General features: G+C 52.1%; 13 protein-coding genes, 1 tRNA gene and 1 pseudogene. 5 read left to right on the forward strand and 10 right to left on the reverse strand.

The annotated features are described in order from the left end of the window. Positions 1 to 462: 462 nt before the first annotated feature. Positions 463 to 645 (forward strand): hypothetical protein, encoded by a 183-nt coding sequence (locus tag J7L64_06385; GenBank protein MCD6451970.1) that lies wholly within the window; start codon positions 463 to 465, stop codon positions 643 to 645. An 8-nt stretch (positions 646 to 653) separates the two neighbouring features. Here J7L64_06385 and J7L64_06390 read toward each other — a convergent pair whose 3' ends face one another. Genes J7L64_06390 through J7L64_06405 form a run of 4 tightly spaced genes read right to left on the reverse strand, consistent with a single transcriptional unit; the run spans position 654 to position 5,893 of the window. After that, the gene (locus J7L64_06390; GenBank protein ID MCD6451971.1) at positions 654 to 1,868 is read right to left on the reverse strand and encodes an HlyC/CorC family transporter; all 1,215 of its coding nucleotides are present in this window, start codon (positions 1,866 to 1,868) and stop codon (positions 654 to 656) included. A gap of 2 nt (positions 1,869 to 1,870) precedes the next feature. After that, a complete protein-coding gene (locus J7L64_06395) occupies positions 1,871 to 3,076 on the reverse strand; it encodes an HlyC/CorC family transporter (protein MCD6451972.1) in 1,206 nt (401 codons plus the stop codon). A gap of 51 nt (positions 3,077 to 3,127) precedes the next feature. Beyond that, positions 3,128 to 4,384 (reverse strand): dicarboxylate/amino acid:cation symporter, encoded by a 1,257-nt coding sequence (locus J7L64_06400; GenBank protein MCD6451973.1) that lies wholly within the window; start codon positions 4,382 to 4,384, stop codon positions 3,128 to 3,130. 12 nt (positions 4,385 to 4,396) lie between these two features. Further along, on the reverse strand, positions 4,397 to 5,893 hold the full coding sequence (locus J7L64_06405; protein ID MCD6451974.1) for a sodium:proton antiporter: 1,497 nt from the start codon (positions 5,891 to 5,893) through the stop codon (positions 4,397 to 4,399). A gap of 145 nt (positions 5,894 to 6,038) precedes the next feature. Between J7L64_06405 and J7L64_06410 the strand changes: the two genes are divergently transcribed. After that, positions 6,039 to 6,128, forward strand: a tRNA-Leu gene (locus J7L64_06410). Positions 6,129 to 6,303: 175 nt separating this feature from the next. Here J7L64_06410 and ilvC read toward each other — a convergent pair. The 5 genes and pseudogenes from ilvC to J7L64_06435 form a co-directional block, all read right to left on the reverse strand. Then, positions 6,304 to 7,293 (reverse strand): ketol-acid reductoisomerase, encoded by a 990-nt coding sequence (gene ilvC / locus J7L64_06415; protein ID MCD6451975.1) that lies wholly within the window; start codon positions 7,291 to 7,293, stop codon positions 6,304 to 6,306. A gap of 29 nt (positions 7,294 to 7,322) precedes the next feature. Next, positions 7,323 to 7,799 carry an acetolactate synthase small subunit gene (gene ilvN / locus J7L64_06420; GenBank protein ID MCD6451976.1) on the reverse strand — a complete coding sequence of 159 codons (477 nt, stop codon included), beginning with the start codon at positions 7,797 to 7,799 and terminating at the stop codon, positions 7,323 to 7,325. Beyond that, positions 7,799 to 9,534: pseudogene (gene ilvB, locus J7L64_06425) on the reverse strand (biosynthetic-type acetolactate synthase large subunit). Before ilvB ends, ilvN begins: the two are co-directional and overlap by 1 nt. A gap of 3 nt (positions 9,535 to 9,537) precedes the next feature. Beyond that, positions 9,538 to 11,202: a dihydroxy-acid dehydratase gene (ilvD, locus tag J7L64_06430; GenBank protein MCD6451977.1), complete on the reverse strand. Its 1,665-nt coding sequence runs from the start codon at positions 11,200 to 11,202 to the stop codon at positions 9,538 to 9,540. Between the two features lie 28 nt (positions 11,203 to 11,230). After that, entirely contained in the window at positions 11,231 to 12,826 is a 1,596-nt protein-coding gene (locus J7L64_06435) for a citramalate synthase (GenBank protein MCD6451978.1), read from the reverse strand. 553 nt (positions 12,827 to 13,379) lie between these two features. Here J7L64_06435 and J7L64_06440 point away from each other — a divergent pair. Then, positions 13,380 to 15,095, forward strand: coding sequence for an aminotransferase class I/II-fold pyridoxal phosphate-dependent enzyme (locus J7L64_06440; protein MCD6451979.1), 1,716 nt, complete (start codon positions 13,380 to 13,382; stop codon positions 15,093 to 15,095). Between the two features lie 4 nt (positions 15,096 to 15,099). Here J7L64_06440 and J7L64_06445 read toward each other — a convergent pair whose 3' ends face one another. Further along, complete coding sequence (locus J7L64_06445; protein ID MCD6451980.1) at positions 15,100 to 15,399, reverse strand: hypothetical protein; 300 nt, start codon at positions 15,397 to 15,399, stop codon at positions 15,100 to 15,102. A 425-nt stretch (positions 15,400 to 15,824) separates the two neighbouring features. Here J7L64_06445 and J7L64_06450 point away from each other — a divergent pair, with 425 nt between their 5' ends. Beyond that, entirely contained in the window at positions 15,825 to 17,825 is a 2,001-nt protein-coding gene (locus J7L64_06450; protein ID MCD6451981.1) for a S9 family peptidase, read from the forward strand. Beyond that, a partial coding sequence (locus tag J7L64_06455) for a hypothetical protein (protein MCD6451982.1) occupies positions 17,826 to 19,198 on the forward strand: 1,373 nt, incomplete at its 3' end.

Raw genomic sequence — 19,198 nt, forward strand, 5'->3', positions numbered from 1 at the left:
AGGCAGAGGTAGCAACCTTAAAATGTAGGGACAGCCCTTGTGGCTGTCCGACGGGTTACCACCCGCGGGGGTTCATACGGACAGGGATAAACCCTGTCCCTACGGGTGACCACCTGTGGGATTCATATAAAAGGAGTTGAGGTCGTTCCCTATATGAACCCCCTGGGGGTGGATACCTCCTGAATCCCCAACGGCGGGCGCCGTTCAGGGGCAAGCCATCCGGGCAGGGGCAAGCCCTGCCCCTACATTGAATTAAAAAAGATGTAGGGACAGCCCTTGTGGCTGTCCTCAGGCAACCGCCTGAAGGGTTTATATTAGAGACTGAGGTTATTCCTCCTATGAATCCGTGGGGTGGTACCCCCCTGGGGTGGTCACCCCCCGTGGGGTGGTACCCCCTGGGGGTGGTCACCCCCCGGCGGATGCCGCCAAATCGTGATATAATAATAGTGAAGGAGGCGGAAGATGAAATGTGATGTCTGTGGTACCGATTATCCCGGAGAGCAACTCAATATGTGCCCCATCTGTCATAAACATTTTTGTTCCGAGTGCGCGGTGAGAAGAGGAGGGCTCGAATTCTGCTCCACCTCCTGCTCCGAATTCTTCTTCTTTGGAGAAGAGGAGGAAGAAGAAACATCATCCCCCTAAGGAGCAGGTCAAAGGGCTGATTTGACTACCTTAACCCAACCTATTCCCCGCTCCGAGGCGGTGAGTATCTTGAAAGTAGTCCCCTGATAGGTAAACTCAGCCCCAGCCGGAGGTACCTCCTGAGCGAGATCGAGGAGGAAGCCGGCGAGGGTATCGTAATCGCCTTCTGGAAAGGAAAGATCAAGGTAAGAGGAGAGTTCGGAGAGCCGTACCGAAGAGGAGGTGATAAACTCCCTCTCGTTTAGCTTTATTATCTTCTTCTCCTCTCCTCGATCAAATTCATCAATTATCTCCCCCACCACCTCCTCAAGCACATCCTCAATGCTTACGATGCCAACAGCGGAGCCATACTCATCGACAACCACCGCCAGTTCCCTCTCCCTTTCACCGAAGAGGCTGAGGAGGTTTTCCACCCTGGCAAGTTCAGGGATGAAGGGAACCTGTTTCATAAAATGGGAGATCCTGTCCCCCCTGGAAGCGGTGAGGAGATCCTTCGCCTCCACCAAACCGATGATGTTATCCACCCGCTCCCGATAAACGGGAATCCGGGAAAAACCCTCCTTCCGCATCTTCGCCACCACCTCCCGCAATGGGGCATTCTCCTCCACCATCACCGCCTTGATAAGCGGGGTCATAATCGCCCCTACCCGGGTGGAGAGGAGCTCGAGGATGGCGGTAAGCATCATCCGCTGTGGCTGTTTTTCCTTCCCTGAAAGGAGGAGCAACTTAAGCTCCTCTCGGGTGACATAGGGAGAGCTCCTCCCTTCCTCCTTCCGGGATAGCCCTCCGGTTATCGCAGAGACGAGAAGGACAACCGGATAAAGGAGGAACATAAAGAAACGAAGGGGGTAGATGGCAAGAAGCACCATCCGTTCCGCATAGGCGCGGAAGAAAGCCTTTGGCAATAGCTCCCCGAAGATGAGAATAAGGGGAATGACCACCAGGGGAGAGAAGAAAGCGTACTTCCTACCGAAATAAAGGAGGAACAGCTCATTGGCGGAAAAGGCGGTAAGCACCACCGAGATGTCGGTCCCAATCAGAGTGGTGGCGAGAAGCAGTTCCGGTTTCCGAAGAAGGCCAAGGATAAGATGAGCCCTTCTTACCCCCCTTTCAGAAGCCCTGAGGAGATGAACCCGGTTGACCGAGACAAAGGCGATCTCTGAGCCGGAGAAGAACCCCTCGAGGCTCAATCCAATCAATATCAAGATAAGAAAGAGGAACATCGCTAATCCTTCCTCTTAACCTTTACCTTGACGATCCGCGCCCCATCCGTCTCTATCACCTGATAGCGGAAGTGATCGTCCTCCACAATATCTCCCTCCCTAAGCAACCTCCCCGCCAGATTGAGGAGATAACCAGCCAAGGTGGCGGAGTATTCATCTTCTATCCTCCTCCCAAACTCAGAGGAAAGAAGGGGAAGGGGGGCTCTTCCTGCAAGGAGATATTCGTCTCCCCTCTTCTCATAGATGAACTCCTCCCTCCTCCCTACCAGCTTTCTCATTATGTCCTCCATAGTGATGAGTCCTGCGGTCCCGCCGTACTCATCGACCACGATGGCTATGGTCGTTCTCCGTTTCCTCATCAACTGAAATGCCTCGGAGAGAGAGGGCGTCTCCGGAAGAAAAAATGGAGGACGGATCAGCCTCTGCCATCTCCCTCGAGGGGGAAAGCCGAATTTGTAGGCAAGGAGGTCCTTGGCGTAGAGGATGCCCTTTATGTCATCGAGGTCCTTCAAATAAACGGGGTAGCGGGAATAAGGAAACTGGGAGACAAAGCGGAATAAAGCATCGGCGGATATGTTCTCTCTTACCGCAATGATCTGGGTTCTCGGCGTCATTACCTCAGCCACGGTCAGCTCGGAGAGGGAGAAGATACCATCGATCATTACCCGCTCTTTCGCCTCGATCACCCCCTCCTCCGCCCCAAGGCGGAAGAGAATCATCAGCTCCTCAGAGGACGGTGGTTGCTCTTTCCTTTTGGCAAGAAGAAGGAGCAGAGGGGAAAGAAGAAGGGAAAAAGGGGAAAAAAGAACGGAGATCCCCTTGATGAACCGGGTGAACCTTCTCCCCCAGCCTTCGGGATCTCTCATCGCGATCACTTTGGGGGTAACCTCCCCGAAAATAAGCAGGACGAGGGAGGTCGCCGCTACCCCGAGAGTAAAGCCAAGACTGCCAAGCCCGGGGAGGAAATCTCGCCTGATCCCGGCAGCAATGGTGGAGAGGGTGATGTTGACCGCTTCATTCCCCAAAATGATGGTGATAAGCAACCTCTCTGGAGAAGAAAGGAGTGTCTCGGCAAGGATCGCCCACCTCCTCCCCTCCTTCGCCAACCTCCTCACCCGCCACGGGGGAAGAGAGAAGAAGGCGGTCTCAGAGCCGGAGAAGAGGGCGGAAAGAAAAAGAAGGATTATAAGAAAGCTAAATCTCACCATCAAGGGGGACATCTCATCCCCATTATACCAGTCTTTTTAGAGTGGAGGAAGTCAAGCCTCGGAAGGTGCCTCCTTCTTTCTTGCCGCCCTTTTCCTCTCGCTTTCTGCTACATAAACGGCACAGGCGGCATCGCCGGTAACATTGACCGCGGTACGACACATATCGAGTATTCGCTCCACCCCAAGGATTATCGCCAACCCGCTCATCAGGGCTGGATTGACCATCCTAAGGACGATAACCAAGGTGATAAAACCGGAGCTGGGCATCCCCGCAGTACCCACCGCAGCCAGGGTGGCGGTTAAGACGATCATCAACTGGTCGGCAAAGGAAAGATGAACCCCGAATACCTGAGCAATAAACACCACCGACACCCCCTGGTACAAAGCGGTGCCGTTCATATTCATCGTGGCGCCTAAAGGAAGAACGAAGGCGGCGATATCCTTAGGGACGGAGAGTTCCTCGGTCGCCTTTTTTATATTCACGGGAAGGGCGGCATTGGAGGAAGAGGTGGAAAACGCGATCATCTGCACCTCCCTCACCACCCGAAAGAAGAGGGAGGGCTTGGTACCCCCGAGGAACCTGACCACCAAGGAATAAACGACCACCATAAAGATGAGCATCCCGATGATGGTGACAACCACATACTTACCGAGAGCGATCAGGATGCTGAAGCCGAACTTGCCCGCTACCGAAGCCATCAAGGCGAAAACGGCATAAGGGGCGAGCTTGATGACGATATCGATCAACGAGATCATAACCTCATTTATCCCCTCTAACAATTGAACGACCGGCCTTCGGTATTTCTCCTCTATCCTCGCCAAACCGATGCCGAAGAAGATGGAGAAGAATATTATCGGAAGGAGTTCGGTTTCCGCCATCGATTTTATCGGATTGTCGGGGATCAGGGAGAGGAGAAACTCACTAAGAGAGGGTTTCCTCTCCGCCCGCTTCATCTTGGAAAAAAGTTCCGACTGGTGCTGTTTGCTAAGCTGTACCTTTGCCTCGGGGCTAAGCCCCGTCCCCGGCTTCGCCACATTGGCGAGGAAAATGCCGAAATAAACTGCAAGCGCAGTAGCTACCGCGTAGAAGATCAGCGTCTTTGCCCCTATTCTCCCCAGCTTTCTTATATCGCCGAGGGAGGCGGTTCCCACAATTATCGAAGCCATTATCAAGGGAACGATTAGCATCACGATCAGCTTGATGAACGCCTGTCCTATTGGCTCGATGACGGCGATCTTAGGACCAACCAAAGGACCGACAATCGCTCCGGCAAGGAGCCCTATTGCTATCTTGGTGTAGATCTTCACTTAACCCCCTCCTTAGAAATAGATAAAGGCGATGATGGTATAAAGAACCCCAGCGATCCCAGCAGCCAAGCTGGCTAAGGGAAGCTGGGTGAACACATGGTCCATCAGATCAGCCCCGGTCGCCAGCGATGAGAGAATAGAGGTATCGGAGATAGGGGAACATTGATCACCGTAGGTGGCACCCCCGGTCACCGCAGCAAAGCAGAGGGTGATGTAAAAGGGATCGGGATTGACCGCATAAGCCAGGGGCATAGCGATGGGAAAGACGACCGCATAGGTTCCCCAGGAGGTGCCCACGGAAAAGGCGATGAACATACAGATCCCGAGGAAAATAGCGGGAAGAAGATGAGGATTGATGATCTGGCTGGTGGTACGAACGATGTAGTTCGCGGTTCCGAGCGAAGCAGAAACCCTCCCCAGGGTGACCGCAAAGCCGAGGATTATCGCCCCCACCGTCACCCCCTTACAACCATCGACGAAACCCTCTATCACCTCATTGAGCCTCATTCCCTTATAAAGGGCGAGAAACATCGCCGATAGCACCGCCAGGAGGAACGCCTCGGATATATACATCTTCCCGAGGGCTATTTTCGGGATGATAGCAATGGAGAGAAGGGTTCCTATGGGTACGAGGAAATCATCATTACCCGTTGGGTATCCCTCCGGTACCGAAACCGTGGAGAGCTCCTTAGAAGTAAGGGGCCGGGCTCCATCCCTATCGAGTTTCCCCGTCTCTCTCGCTCTTTCCATTGCCTTCCTCATCCTTCTCCCATACCAGGGAAGCTTCTCAAGAGAAAGTAGCAGGGTGAAGGTAATGGCAAACCAGGCGTAGAAGTTGAAGGGGATGGCGTGGAAGAAGAAGTTGATCCCACTCGCCTGATCAGGGAATAGAGGTATTGTCCCTGCCACCAATCCTCCGATGTAGAGGGGCCAAACATTGAAGGGGAGGATGGTAGCAATGGGTGAAGCGGTGGAATCGATGATGTAGGAGAGCTCCTCGTGGCTCACCCGGTTTCGGTCAGCTATCGGCTTGGCGGTAGAACCAGCAAGGATGGTGCTTATCGTTCCCCCCTGATGGAACAGGACCCCAAGGAGATAGGCAAAGAACTTAGCCGATCTCCTCCCCCGCACGATCCTTTTTCCTACCCATTCCGCGAAATGCCAGGCACCACCGGTCTTGGTCCAGAGCCCGATCAACCCGCCAAGACACCAGAGATAGACGAACAATATCTGCCCATAGGAAGGGCTCCCAATGGCGGGAATGAGGTATTCCTTAACGATATTGTACTTCCCCGATATCACCCCGCCGGCAAAAACGCCCAGGAACAGGGCGGGGATAACCTCCCTGGTGGCGAAACAGAGAAACAGGGTAAGAAGGGCGGGTACGACGGACCAGAAACCGTAATCCTTAGTGACTGGGTTAAACCTTATAAGATCAGTATACTCGCGGATAAGGAGTATGGATATCAGGATTACAAAAAATAATGCCCATTTGACTGCTTTCGGCATTGACTCACCTCCTCCGCTTTTCCGCTGTCGTCCCTCAACCCCCATAAATATGGCTTGGAAGAGATTTTAACCAAGCGATGGTAGTTAAGTCAAGGAATTTCGGGGGCTTGACAAAAGGAGGTATCTGGGTTAAGTTGAAATGGGTGCCGGAGTGGCGGAACAGGGAGACGCACGGGACTCAAAATCCCGGGAGGGTTACCCCCTCGTGTGGGTTCGACCCCCACCTCCGGCACCATTTTTGCGATGTCCTTCTTTCCTTTAAAGCAACTGTTTTTCTCCCTCCATAATCTTCTCGGACGTTTCTTTTTTGATGATTGTCTTCTCCCTCTCCCCGACCACCTTTGCGGTAGGGAGGAGGATAAAAAAACCGCCCTTAAGGGCGGTGAGAAAAGGTTTTTCTCTTTAACAGCCTATTTCTTAATCCATTTCATCATCTTGCGGAGCTTTTCGCCTACGGATTCGATCAAGTGTTCCTCATCCCTCCTCTTTCGTAAATTGTATTCAGGGCGACCAACCATATTCTCAAGGAGCCACTCCTTGGCGAATTGACCTGTCTGGATCTCCTCAAGTATTCTCCTCATCTCCTTTCTCGTCTCCTCAGTGATGATCCGCTTGCCCCTGGTCAGATCGCCGTATTCCGCCGTGTCCGAGATGGAGTTCCTCATATGGGCGATACCCCCTTCATATATCAGATCGACGATGAGCTTCACCTCGTTCAGGCATTCGAAATAGGCTATCTCGGGTTGGTATCCTGCCTCAACCAGGGTATCGAAACCTGCTCGAATAAGCTCGGTCAACCCTCCACAAAGGACAACCTGTTCCCCGAAAAGATCGGTCTCCGTTTCCTCTTTAAAGGTGGTCTCGATTATCCCCGCCCTGCCCGCTCCTATGGCACAGGCATGAGCCAAGGCGAGCTCCTTCGCCTTACCGGTAGCATTCTGCTCCACCGCTATCAGGGCAGGAACACCCCCTCCCTCCTGATAGAGACGGCGGACGATATGACCCGGACCCTTCGGCGCCACCATATATACATCTACATCAGCAGGGGGTTTTATCTGACCGAAATGGATGTTGAACCCATGGGAGAAGACAAGCGCCTTGCCACTGGTCATATTCTCCGCTATCTCACCATAATATACCTCCCTCTGCACCTGATCCGGAACGAGTAGTTGAACGATATCCGCCTCCTTGCTCGCCTCATAAGCGCTTACCGGATTGAACCCGTGCTCCTTTGCCAACTGGTAATTCCTCGATCCGGGGCGTTGAGCAACTATCACCTCAACCCCACTATCCCTCAGGTTCTGCGCCTGGGCATGTCCCTGACTGCCATACCCGATGATCGCTACCTTCTTTCCCTCAAGCACCTTCTTATTTGCATCCCGGTCGTAATATACTTTAATTGCCATCTCTGCCTCCTTATTTCATCAAATTAATTCTCGCTCACCGCGATGGTGCCACTCCTCACAAACTCCAAAATGCCGTAGGGCCTTAAAAGATCGATGAACCGCTCCACCTTCAAGGGAGGACCGGAAAGCTCCACAGTGATGTTATGACGCGTTATATCGAGGATCTTCGCCTTAAATACATCGACCAGCTCGAAGATATCCGAATAGTTCTTCAAGGACTTCACCTTTATCAAGACGAACTCCCGGATGATGTAACTGTTCTTGTGGGAGATATCGACCACCTTGATGGTATCGATGAGCTTGTTGAGCTGTTTCGTTACCTGTTCGATCCTTTTTGCAGTTCCAGAAACAACCAGGTGTATCTTATATATGTCGGGGTCCTCGGTGGGTGCGGCGATGATGCTTTCGATGTTGTAGCCCCGGGAAGAAAGCAGACCAGCAATCCTCGCCAGAACACCGACCTTGTTTACCACGGTTATGATGATGGTGTGCCTCTCCATCAGACGCCTCCCATTATCATCTCGTGAATGGGTTTACCAGGGGGGATCATCGGGAAGACATTCTCCTCCCTTCTCACCATAAACTCCATCAGCACCGGTCCTTCCGTGCTGAGCCCTTCTCTCAAAACATCATCAACCTGGGAAGGTTTCTCCGCTCTCAACCCCTTCATCCCATAGGCTTCAGCGACCTTCACCAGATTGGGCTTATAGATATAGGGGCAATCCTTCCTCGGTCCAGTGCAATCCTCGGGACAATCTGGACCCTGCTTGAGACAGGTCTTTGCATACCGCTTCTTCCAGAACAGATCCTGCCACTGCCTGACCATCCCCAGATAGGAGTTGTTCAACACCACGATCTTGACCGGGATCCGGTTGACGGAACAGGTCGCCAGCTCCTGGATGTTCATCTGAATGCTACCATCGCCTGAAATGGTAACAACGGTCCGGGAGAGCAAGCTACCGCAGCACCTATCGCCGCGGGTAAACCATATCCCATAGTGCCCAATCCTCCGGAGCTCAGAAAAGAACGGGGCTTCCTATGGTTGTAAAAGAGGGCTGCCCACATCTGATGTTGCCCTACATCGGTGACCAATATCGCATCGTGATCGACAAGGGCACTTAGCCGGTCCACAACATATTGAGGGAGGATATCGCCGTTTTTGGGTTGCTCATACTTCAACAGATGGATCCTCTTCCACTGGTCAACCTTTTTATTCCACTCGTTGGGCTTTCTCGGTTCAACCTTCTTCAGGAGCTCTGAAAGCACATTCCGCACATCCCCGACGATGGGGATATCAGTTGGTACATTCTTCCCGATCTCTGCAGGATCGATATCTATATGGGCGATCCTCTTCCCCTTGGCAAATCCCTCAAGATCGCTTCCGGTAACCCGATCGTCGAAACGGGCGCCTAAGGCGATCAAGAGATCGCACTCCATCATTGCATAATTAGCTGGTACCGTCCCGTGCATACCGACCATCCCTAAAAACAGCTTGTGGTTCGCGGGTACACTGCCCAGCCCCATCAGGGTGCTCACCATCGGTATATTTGTCCTTTCAAGAAGCTCGAAAAGCTCCTCACTCGCACCTGAGCTTATGACACCGCCACCAACATAAAGAAGGGGCCTCTTCGCCTCCTTGATCGCCTGGGCGAGCTTCGCTATCTGACGGGGGTTCCCCTTAAGGATAGGCTTATACCCGGGCAGATCCACAACCTCAGGATAGATGTAATCCTCTATCTCGGCGGTAACGACATCGACCGGAAGATCTATAGCTACCGGACCGGGCCTACCACTACGGGCTATGTAGAACGCCTCCCGGATGATCCGAGGAAGCTCCTTAACATCTTGAACCAAATAGCTGTGTTTGCAAATGGACCTGGTAATGCCGGACATATCTATCTCCTGGAAGGCATCGGTGCCGATCAGGTGCGTCCGCACCTGCCCGGTTAGGACGATGATGGGAATGGAATCGAGCTTGGCGGTAGCGATACCGGTGATGGTATTGGTGGCGCCGGGACCGGATGTCACGAGACAAACGCCAACCTTGCCCGTAACTCGGGCATAGCCATCGGCAGCGTGGGTTGCTCCTTGCTCATGTCGGGTAAGGATCAGCTTTATCTCCTTGTGATCATAGAGCACATCGAAGATGGGGATGACCGCCCCGCCCGGGTAGCCGAACATAACATCGACCCCCTCTCTCTTTAACGCATCAACGATTATTTCAGCCCCTCTCATTTCTTAACCCTCCTTTAAGATAGCCCCAGTACTTGCTGAGGTAACCAGCTTGGCATATCGAGCGAGATAGCCGTTTTTGATCTTCGGCTCTGGTGGTTTCCAGAAAGACCTCCTCCTGGCTATCTCCTCATCGGAGACCTCAAGGCTGATGGTTCCCGCCTCGATGTCGAAGGAGATTATGTCCCCATCCTTCACCAGGGCTATGGGACCGCCCTCAGCAGCCTCCGGGGATATATGTCCGATCGAAGCCCCTTTAGTGGCACCGCTAAAACGACCATCGGTAATCAGGGCAACTTCCTTATCCAACCCCATCCCCGCTAAGCTCGAGGTAGGGGTGAGCATCTCTCGCATTCCCGGACCGCCCTTTGGTCCCTCATAGCGGATAACTACCACCTCTCCTTGTTTTATCCCTCCTCCTAAGATCGCTTTCACCGCCTCCTCTTCGGAATCGAAGACCCTTGCCGGTCCCCGATGTTTGAGCATCCCCTTAGCCACTGCCGAACGCTTCACCACACACCCCTTGGGTGCCAGGTTCCCTTTAAGCACGGCAAGCCCCCCGATTTCGCTGTAGGGATCGGTGATGGGACGGATGACTTCCGGGTTCCTGCTCTCCGCATCCTCGATATTCTCCCCTACCGTCCTTCCAGTCACCGTCATCAACCCGAGATCCAACAGGTTCTTCTTCGACAACTCCTTCATCACCGCTTGAACACCACCGGCAAAATAAAGGTCCTCGAGATGATGCGGTCCGGCAGGACTTAAGCGACACAGGTTGGGGGTCCTTCCGCTGATCTCGTTCACGATCTCAAGGTCGAGGCTAACCCCCGCCTCATTGGCGATCGCCGGCAGATGAAGCAGGCTGTTCGTGCTCCCTCCAAGAGCCATATCCACCGCGAGGGCGTTTAAGAACGCCTCCTTCGTCATCACATCCCTCGGCTTGATATCCCTTTTTAGGAGCTCGAGGACAGCGAGCCCCGCCTTCTTAGCCAGGCGCAACCGCTCGGCATAGACTGCGGGGATGGTGCCGTTTCCGGGCAATGCCATCCCTAAAGCCTCGGAGAGGCAGTTCATACTATTGGCGGTAAACATACCGGCACAGGAGCCGCATCCAGGGCAGGCTTGCTCTTCGTACCAATAAAGCTCATCCTCGGAGAGCTTTCCGCTTTTAACCCCGCCGATCGCCTCAAAGACATTGGATAGGCTGATATTTTTTCCTTTTATCCTCCCTGCCAGCATCGGTCCCCCACTCACCAGAACGGTGGGTATGTTCAGCCTGGCTGCTGCCATCAACATCCCGGGCACGATCTTGTCGCAGTTGGTCACCATAACCAGGGCGTCAAACTGATGAGCAAGAGCCACAACCTCGATCGAATCGGCGATGAGCTCCCGGCTGGCTAAGGAGTACTTCATCCCGATATGTCCCATAGCTATCCCATCGCATACCCCGATGACGGGAAACTCTATGGGCGTTCCTCCCGCTAACCGCACCCCTACCTTTACTGCCCGAGCGATCTCGTCCAGGTGAATGTGTCCCGGGATGATCTCGTTATGGGCGTTTACAATCCCTATCCAAGGTCTTTTTATCTCCTCATCGATGTATCCCATTGCCTTCAACAACGAACGATGGGGAGCTCTCTCTAAACCCTTCTTCGCTTTATCACTTCTCATAGACTCTCCTTCCATCCTGACCGTTCCTTCAGAAGGTCACCTTACTCATCTTTTTCCCTATATCCTTGAGCAACTTGTACTCGATGGAATCGACCAAGGCGAGGCAGCTGGCTTGAATGATGTCAGTGGAAACGCCAACGGTGGTCCAGCTTTCCTTTCCGTCAGTGGTCTCGATTAGAACCCGCACCTTGGCTCCTGTCGCCCTCTCTGGATCGAGCACCCGAACCTTAAAATCGGTTAGATGCATCTCCTTGAGTTCGGGATAGAACACCTCCAGTGCTTTACGGAGGGCTCGATCCAAAGCGTGCACCGGGCCATCACCCTGGGCAGCGGTGATCTCCTTCTTCCCATCGACATCGACCTTGATGATGGCTGAAGAGGAGACAGCATCATCCTGCAAGGGTTGTTCATCAACGACGGTGAAGTTCTCCAATCGGAAAAACGGCTCATAGAGCCCGAGGTGCTTCCGGACCATCAACTCGAACGAGGATTCCGCTGCCTCGAACTGATAACCCTGGCGCTCCAGCTCCTTCAACAGATCGATAATCGCTTGCGTCTCCTTCGAATCCTTCCTGAGTTCGGGATCGATCTTTTGAAGCTTCTTCAAGATGGTACTCCTGCCAGAAACCTCGGAGAGGAGAAATCGCCTCTCATTGCCCACCCTTTCTGGCTCTATATGTTCAAATGAACGAGGATCCTTGAGCACTCCATCAACATGCATTCCCCCCTTATGGGCGAAGGCGCTTTTTCCCACATAAGGCAGTCGAGTATCCAAAGCGATATTGGAGACCTCAGCGATATAGCGGGCAGTGGTGGTGAGCCTTGCCATCTGATCCTTCGGGATACACTGATATCCCTTCTTCAACTGGAGATTGGGGATCAATGTGGAGAGATTGGCGTTTCCGCACCTCTCTCCAAAGCCAAGAAATGTCCCCTGGACCTGAGTGACACCAGCCTCCACCGCCATAATCGAGTTGGCGACCGCGAGGCCACTATCGTTATGACAATGGATGCCGAGGGGTACGGAGAACCTCTCTGCCACCTCTTTGGTGAATTCGAATATCTCTTTGGGAAAGGAACCCCCATTGGTATCGCACAAAACCAACCAATCCGCACCACCATCAACCGCTGCTTGGAGGGTAGCCAGGGCGTAGCCTGGATTATTCTTCATTCCATCGAAGAAATGCTCCGCATCGAAGATGACCTCCTTGCCTTTCTTCTTGAAGAAGGCGATCGTCTCCTCGATCATCTTCAGGTTTTCCTCCAAGGTCGCCCTGATCACCTCCCTGACATGAAAGTCCCAGCTCTTTCCAAAGATCGCCACCACCCGGGTATTAGCGCTAAGGAGTGATTGAACATTCGAATCGTCCTCAACCTTTGTTCCTCTTCGCTTGGTACTCCCAAAGGCGACCAACTCGGCATGCTTCAGCTTGACCTTCCTTGCTTGATCGAAAAACTCCAGGTCCTTTGGGTTCGAGCCGGGATTACCGGCTTCGATGTAAACCACCCCGAGCTCATCGAGGGCTTTCACAACCTTCCACTTGTCCTCAACCGAATAGGAGATCCCCTCTGCCTGGGCTCCATCCCGTAGGGTTGAATCAAACACCATTACTTTTTTTGCCATTTTTCTCCCTCCTTTTGTCTCTGTAATCTCATCCTGGTTATTTCCCATCTTCATCTCTCCCCTTTCGGAAAGGGATAAAAACTCCCTGATTTTCCCTCTCTTCTGTCCCGCGAATTGAAATAAAAATACACCTCTGCCAATAAAATAAGGGCCTCGTTTGAGCCTATAGGGCGCCTATTAAACGAGGCCCTTATTACAACACTATTATTATGAAGCTGTTGCGGGAATCGCTAATAAGGAGAGAGGGATAGATTGAGGCTTTGAAGATCCTTGATCCTGATTTACCCGGAAATTCTCTCACCTCAATCTCCTCCTACAAAGGAGGATTTTATCGCTCTCTTTCTCGATGTCAAGATTTTTTTTAAAAACTTTTCTCAATAGAAAAAACCAACACTTTGATATATATATATAAGGGGGTAAATTGGTTTGGGAATTCTAAGATTATAAATTTAAGGATTGGGAAAGAGGCATTTTAAGGAAATTGATATTTTACTGGGAGAGCTTTAAATCCTATAATGAGATGGCAGGTTCAACTTCACATCGGGGATGATAAATGAGAAAGCCGAGAAAGCAGGTGGAAAGGGCAAAGGAACATCCCCTCCCTCTTCTTCCTGATGAGGGGATAAGGCTTCATTTAAATGAAAACCCGTTTGGTCCCCCTCCTAAGGTTAAGGAGGCGCTTAAGAATTTCGATCCCGAGACACTTTCTCGCTATCCCGATCCCACCCCTTTCCGGGAGAAGCTCGCCCGATCCTTGGGGGTTTTGCCCGAGGAGGTACTGCTCACCAACGGTGCGGATGAGGCGATCCAGACGATAGCAAATACCTACCTCGAGGAGGGAGACGAAGTGGTTATCCCGACCCCTACCTTCATAACCTTTAAAAAATGCGCTGAGCTTGCCGGGGCGAAGATCATCGATATCCCCTATCCCTCTGATCTCTCCTTCCCTAAGGAGAAGCTCCTTTCCGCCATCTCGAAAAGGACGAAGCTCATCGTCCTCATCACCCCGGACAACCCGATGGGAACCGTCATTCCCGAAGAGGATATCATCGAGATAATCGAGCGGGGAAGGGATTCCCTCATCGTCATCGACGAGACTTACCATCATTTCGCCGGGCGAAGCCTCGTCCCCTTGATAAGAAGATACGACAACCTCCTCATCATAGGAAGCTTCTCCAAAGCTTATGGTCTTGCCGGAGCGAGGGTGGGTTATATCGTCTCCGACAGGAAAAACATCTCCCTCCTCTGGCGGGTGCTCCTCCCCTTTACCATAAGTGCGGTGAGCCTTGCCCTCTTTTCCGCTGCCATCGATGATGCAGGATATGTCGACTTCGTGATCCGGGAGACGGCAAAGGCTCGGGAGTTTACCTTCTCCCGACTTGATGAACTCGGCATCCCTTACCACCCCACCAAGACCAGTTTCTTCCTGATGAAGCTTGGGATGAGAGCGGATATGGTCGTTTCCTACCTCAGGGAAAGGGGGATCTTTGTAAGGCCCCTTGAAGATGGCTTGGTCCGCATCTCCATAGGCCGCAAGGAGGATATGGAGAAATTCACTTTCGTGCTTGCAGAGATAGCCTGCCCCGATGCCCTCATCTTCGACATCGACGGGGTGCTCATCGATGTCTCCTCATCCTACCGCGAGGCGATAAGGAGGACGGTGGCGGAGTTTACCGGTTATCTCCCCACGCCGGAGGAGGTTCAGGAGTACAAGGAAAAGGGCGGTCTAAACGACGACTGGGAGCTCACCAAGAGGATGATCGAGGACCGGGGGGTGAAGGTTTCCTTCTCCGAGGTGGTTTCCTCGTTCAATCGGCGTTATTTCGGGGAAGGAGGCGAAGAGCCACTCTATTTGAAGGAACATCTCCTCATCCCTCCCGAGGTACTCGCCAAGCTCAAAAAAAGGTTCAAGCTGGGCGTCGCCACCGGGAGAACGAGAAAGGCGACGGAACTCGCCCTCAGTCGATTCGGCATCAAAGACTACTTCGATGCGGTGATCACCCTCGATGAAACACCAAACGGGAAGAGGAAACCCCATCCTTACCCGGTGGCGAAGGCGATGTCGCTACTCGGGGCAAAACGTGCTTACTATTTCGGGGATAATGTGGACGACATCAAGGCGGGTATCTCCGCCTCTGCCCATCCGATCGGGGTGATGCCTCCCGGGATCGGAGGAAAGCGCCTTAGGGAACTGTTCCGCGAAGCTGGTGCCCTGCTCGTCCTCGATCACCCCCGCCTCATCCCCGAGTTATTTCCTGAATTAAAATGACCTCTCAGAACCGATAGCCTATCCCCAAGTAAAAATTATTCCTCTTACCTCCCCCTTCTATCATGAATAAAGGCTCGAGGTATAATCTATCCCTGATCGAATACCTGACCCCCACCCCAAAACGATGTAAGAGAATACGGTGAAAATATCGGCTTGATACATACTCCACCTCAGGACCCGTTACCAATTGGTAGTGAAATCTCGCCCAGTCATAATAAAAAGCTAATAAGCTGAAATGGAGAAATAGAGCAAGTTTACCATCGGCAGTACGATAGGGATAGAACCTCCCTCCAATGTCAACCACGATACTGAACTCCTTTTAAAACCTGAAACCCCAACTGGCAACGATTTGATAAGTAGAAAAATCAGAGCCGACACCCAAATCCCGCAGAGAAACCTTCAGGAACTGATTATCATAAAATAGGGAGAATGGTAGCAAATGCTATTCTCCCCTTCCATCTACTACTCAGCGTCCTTACCTCCTTTTAGGCAGCTATTTTCTTAACCATCTTCAAGGGGGATTGCCTTTTAATTCATTATTTTTCATCTGGAATTACAAATTACAAAATAAGAGTAATATGTTATTTTTGGCTTGTAAAGAAAAAAATTAAAAAATTACAAAGAAGATGAAATGACTAACTCCCCCTTAAATCACTGGCACTGATGGACAAATTCCCTTAAAATAAGGGAAGCCAGAGTCAATGGATGTAAAGCCCAGGGAGGTATCAAATGAGAAGCAAGAGGATATATCTCATCAGCTTAAGCCTTCTCCTAATAGGGCTCTTAGCCTTCGCTGGCGAGGGCAAAATCACCATTGGAACCTACCATGATTTCAAGGTTCCACTAAGGCCCATCGTCTGGAGCCCAGATAGCGGTAAGTTCTTCTTTCGTTATAATGATCTGGGGTATGTCGACATCTGGTATTATGAGCTATCTTCAGGAAAGCTCAAGAAGATTACCGCCTTCAAAGCCCGGGAACTCGGCACTCCAGTCGTCTCTCCCAAGGGAGACCTGCTCCTCACCGTGAAGGATAAAAAGCTCATCCTTGTTCCCGTAAATGGGGGAACCCCCAGGGAGATAACCGAAGGGAAGGAGACGCCCCGCTCTTACTCCTTCTCCCCTGATGGCGGGAGGATTATCTACTCCGAAGGAGGAAGGATTTACCTCTACGATCTTGCTAAGAGCAGAGGGAGATTGCTATTTACAGATCGAGGGGAGGACATATCACCCATCTTCTCACCTGATGGGAGGAGGATCGCTTTCGTCTCCTATCGCAAGTCCCATAGCTTCATTGGGCTTTATTCCTTTGAGGACGATAGTTACCGTTTCTTGAACCCCTCGTGGCAATTCGACAGGAACCCGGTCTTCACCCCAGATGGGAGATATCTCATCTACTACAAGTTATATGATGACCGAGGTAAATACGCTGAGGTAGTGGCAACTGATCTCGAAACGGGGGAGATGAAAAAACTTTTCTCCGATCGCGATGAAAATCGCGATTGGTTCCGTCCCCATCGGATACTGGTTACACCGGATGGCAAAAGTATCATCATTTTCTCCGAGGTTTCCGGATACCTCCATCCCTATATCATAGATATTGCAACCGGCAAGAAGAGAGCTCTCTCCCAGGGGAAATATGAGGACGAGTCCTGGGCGCTCGCCAAAGCGGGGAGCTTACTCGCCATCTCTGGGAATCGTTACGATATAAATCGGCGCCAGATATACCTTATTGACCTCAAGAGCGGTAAGATTAGGAAAATAGCGGGAGAGGATATAAATGTCTATCCCTCGTTCTCGCCCGATGGCAAAAAGATCGCCTATCTCCATTCCTCTCCTTACGCGGTGCAGGATATCTGGTTGATGGACACTGAAGGAAAAGAAAAGAGACAGATCACCCACTCGATGCCACCAGGACTTACCAAAGACCTCCTTGTCGCCCCTAAGATCATCACCTACCCCAGCAAGGGCCTCACCATCACCGCCTTTCTCTTTGTACCTAAGGACATCAAACCAGGAGAGAAAAGGCCAGCAGCAATATTCCTCCACGGAGGACCGATAAGGCAGATGTTAGCCGGCTTCCATTACAGCCACTATTACGCCCGACACTATGCTTTCGGGCAGTATCTCGTTCACAAGGGTTATGTGGTTCTCTCGATAAACTACAGGGGAGGGATCGGCTACGGAAGACGTTTTCGAGAAGCGCTCAAGGGGGATATAGGGAGAGGTGACTATGAGGATGTACTCCGCGGGGTAGAATTTTTGCAATCGCTACCTTATGTTGACCCGAAAAGGATCGGGATGTGGGGCGGGAGCTATGGTGGATACCTAACGATGCTTCTCATCGCCCGAAATTCTGCAGAGATAGCTGCCGGTGCCGCCCTCCATGGGATCTGCGACTGGGATGACTTCGCCCATTATTCCCCCTTCTGGCGGGATATGCTTGGCGGTGGCATCGCCAAAAGACCCGATCTCATCCTCCTCTCTTCGGCGATAAACTTCGTCTCCGAGCTTTCCTCACCGATCATAATGTTCCACGGCGATGCAGATAGGAATGTGCCCTTCGAGCAGTCAATAAAGTTCGCCCGCGCCCTGATGAAGGCAGGCAAGTACTTCGAGTTCTATGTCTACCCCGACGAACCCCATAGCTTCCTTTCCCATAAGGCTTGGGCAAACACCTTCGAGAAGATCGACGAATTCTTTGATAAATTCCTCCTTAAAAAGGAGAAGTAGATGAAAGACTCAGCCAGAAAATTGGTTTTCCTTTTAGGAGGGGTTATCCCCCTCCTTCTTCTCCCCTTTATTAAAGGGGGGATGACAGGTTCGATCTCCGGTGAGATCGTCTATCAGAAGAGGATAAAAGCACCCCTTTACCTCTACATCTTCGCGGGAAAAGAGAAGAGCAAGCGACCGCCAGACATCTGGGAGGAAAAACCAGTAAGGAAGATCCGCCTTTCAGGGAGATCCTTCCGGGTGAAGGGGCTTTCTCCGGGGCGGTATTACCTCTTCTCCTTCCTCGATGAGAACGGAAATGGGAAGGTGGACTATCAGAACTACGAGCCAACCGGTTGGTATTCGGCGGATTCCGGAGGTTTGGACCCACTGGTGGTAAAGAAAGGCGTCGATATCTCCGGGATCAACATCCCTCTAAAAGCGCCCACCCCGATGGGAGCCCCGCGGAAGACGAAGGGAGGCGAGCTCGCCTTGGTGAAGGGGCGCTATGTCCTCAAGCTCTATGGTTCTTCCTATCAGCGAGGGTATGCCCATGGTTTTCTTCTGGCAAGCCAGATAAGGGATATGATCGAGTTCTTCAACCTCGAGTTCGGCGCCCGCTCCCGAAGGAGGTACGAGAAGGAGGTACTTCCCTTCGTCAAAAAGAACTTTAGCTACGATAAATCCTACCTCGAAGAGGTGAGGGGGATGCTCGATGGGATGCGAGCAAGCGGGAAATCGCTCTTCATCCCCTCTTTGAACCGCGATGTGACGATGGACGACATCCTTGCCCTAAACGCCTATGGCGAGTGGCTCTCGCTCTCCTGCTCCTCGGTCTCCGCCTGGGGGAAGATGACTGAAAACAGGGAGCTTAAAGGTGGGCTGATCATCGGGCGGGATATGGACGGGGAGAACGATCTAAGGAAGACGACGGTACTCGATGTCCTCATCTTTGCGGTGGCACCGGAGAAGGGTTTCCGCTATGTCTCGGTGATGTGGCCCGGTTTCATCGGCACCTATTCGGCGATGAACGAGCGCGGGGTCGCCGCCTTTACCCACAAGTCGAACACCAACTCAAGCTGGAAGGCAAAGGGGCTCACTCCAAAGGGGCTCATTGTGCGGGAGATAATGATGAAGGTGGACGAAAAGGATACGGTAGCCAAGATAAGACGAGTTATCGATTCCCACAGGGTGAAAACCGGGGGAGCGATGGGAGTGGGGAACAACCTTCATATCGTCTCGCCTTATCATTACCAGCGGTATCCAGCAGCGATAATGGAGGATGACTATTACGGCGGGGCAACCCGTTATCCTGGCGAGTTTTACCCCAAGAACCCTTATCTCGTCCTCTGCTGTAATACCTTCATCAAGTACGGCGTCTCCTCACCCGAGCC

The organism is Acidobacteriota bacterium (assembly GCA_021161905.1).
Classification (GTDB): domain Bacteria; phylum Acidobacteriota; class B3-B38; order Guanabaribacteriales; family JAGGZT01; genus JAGGZT01.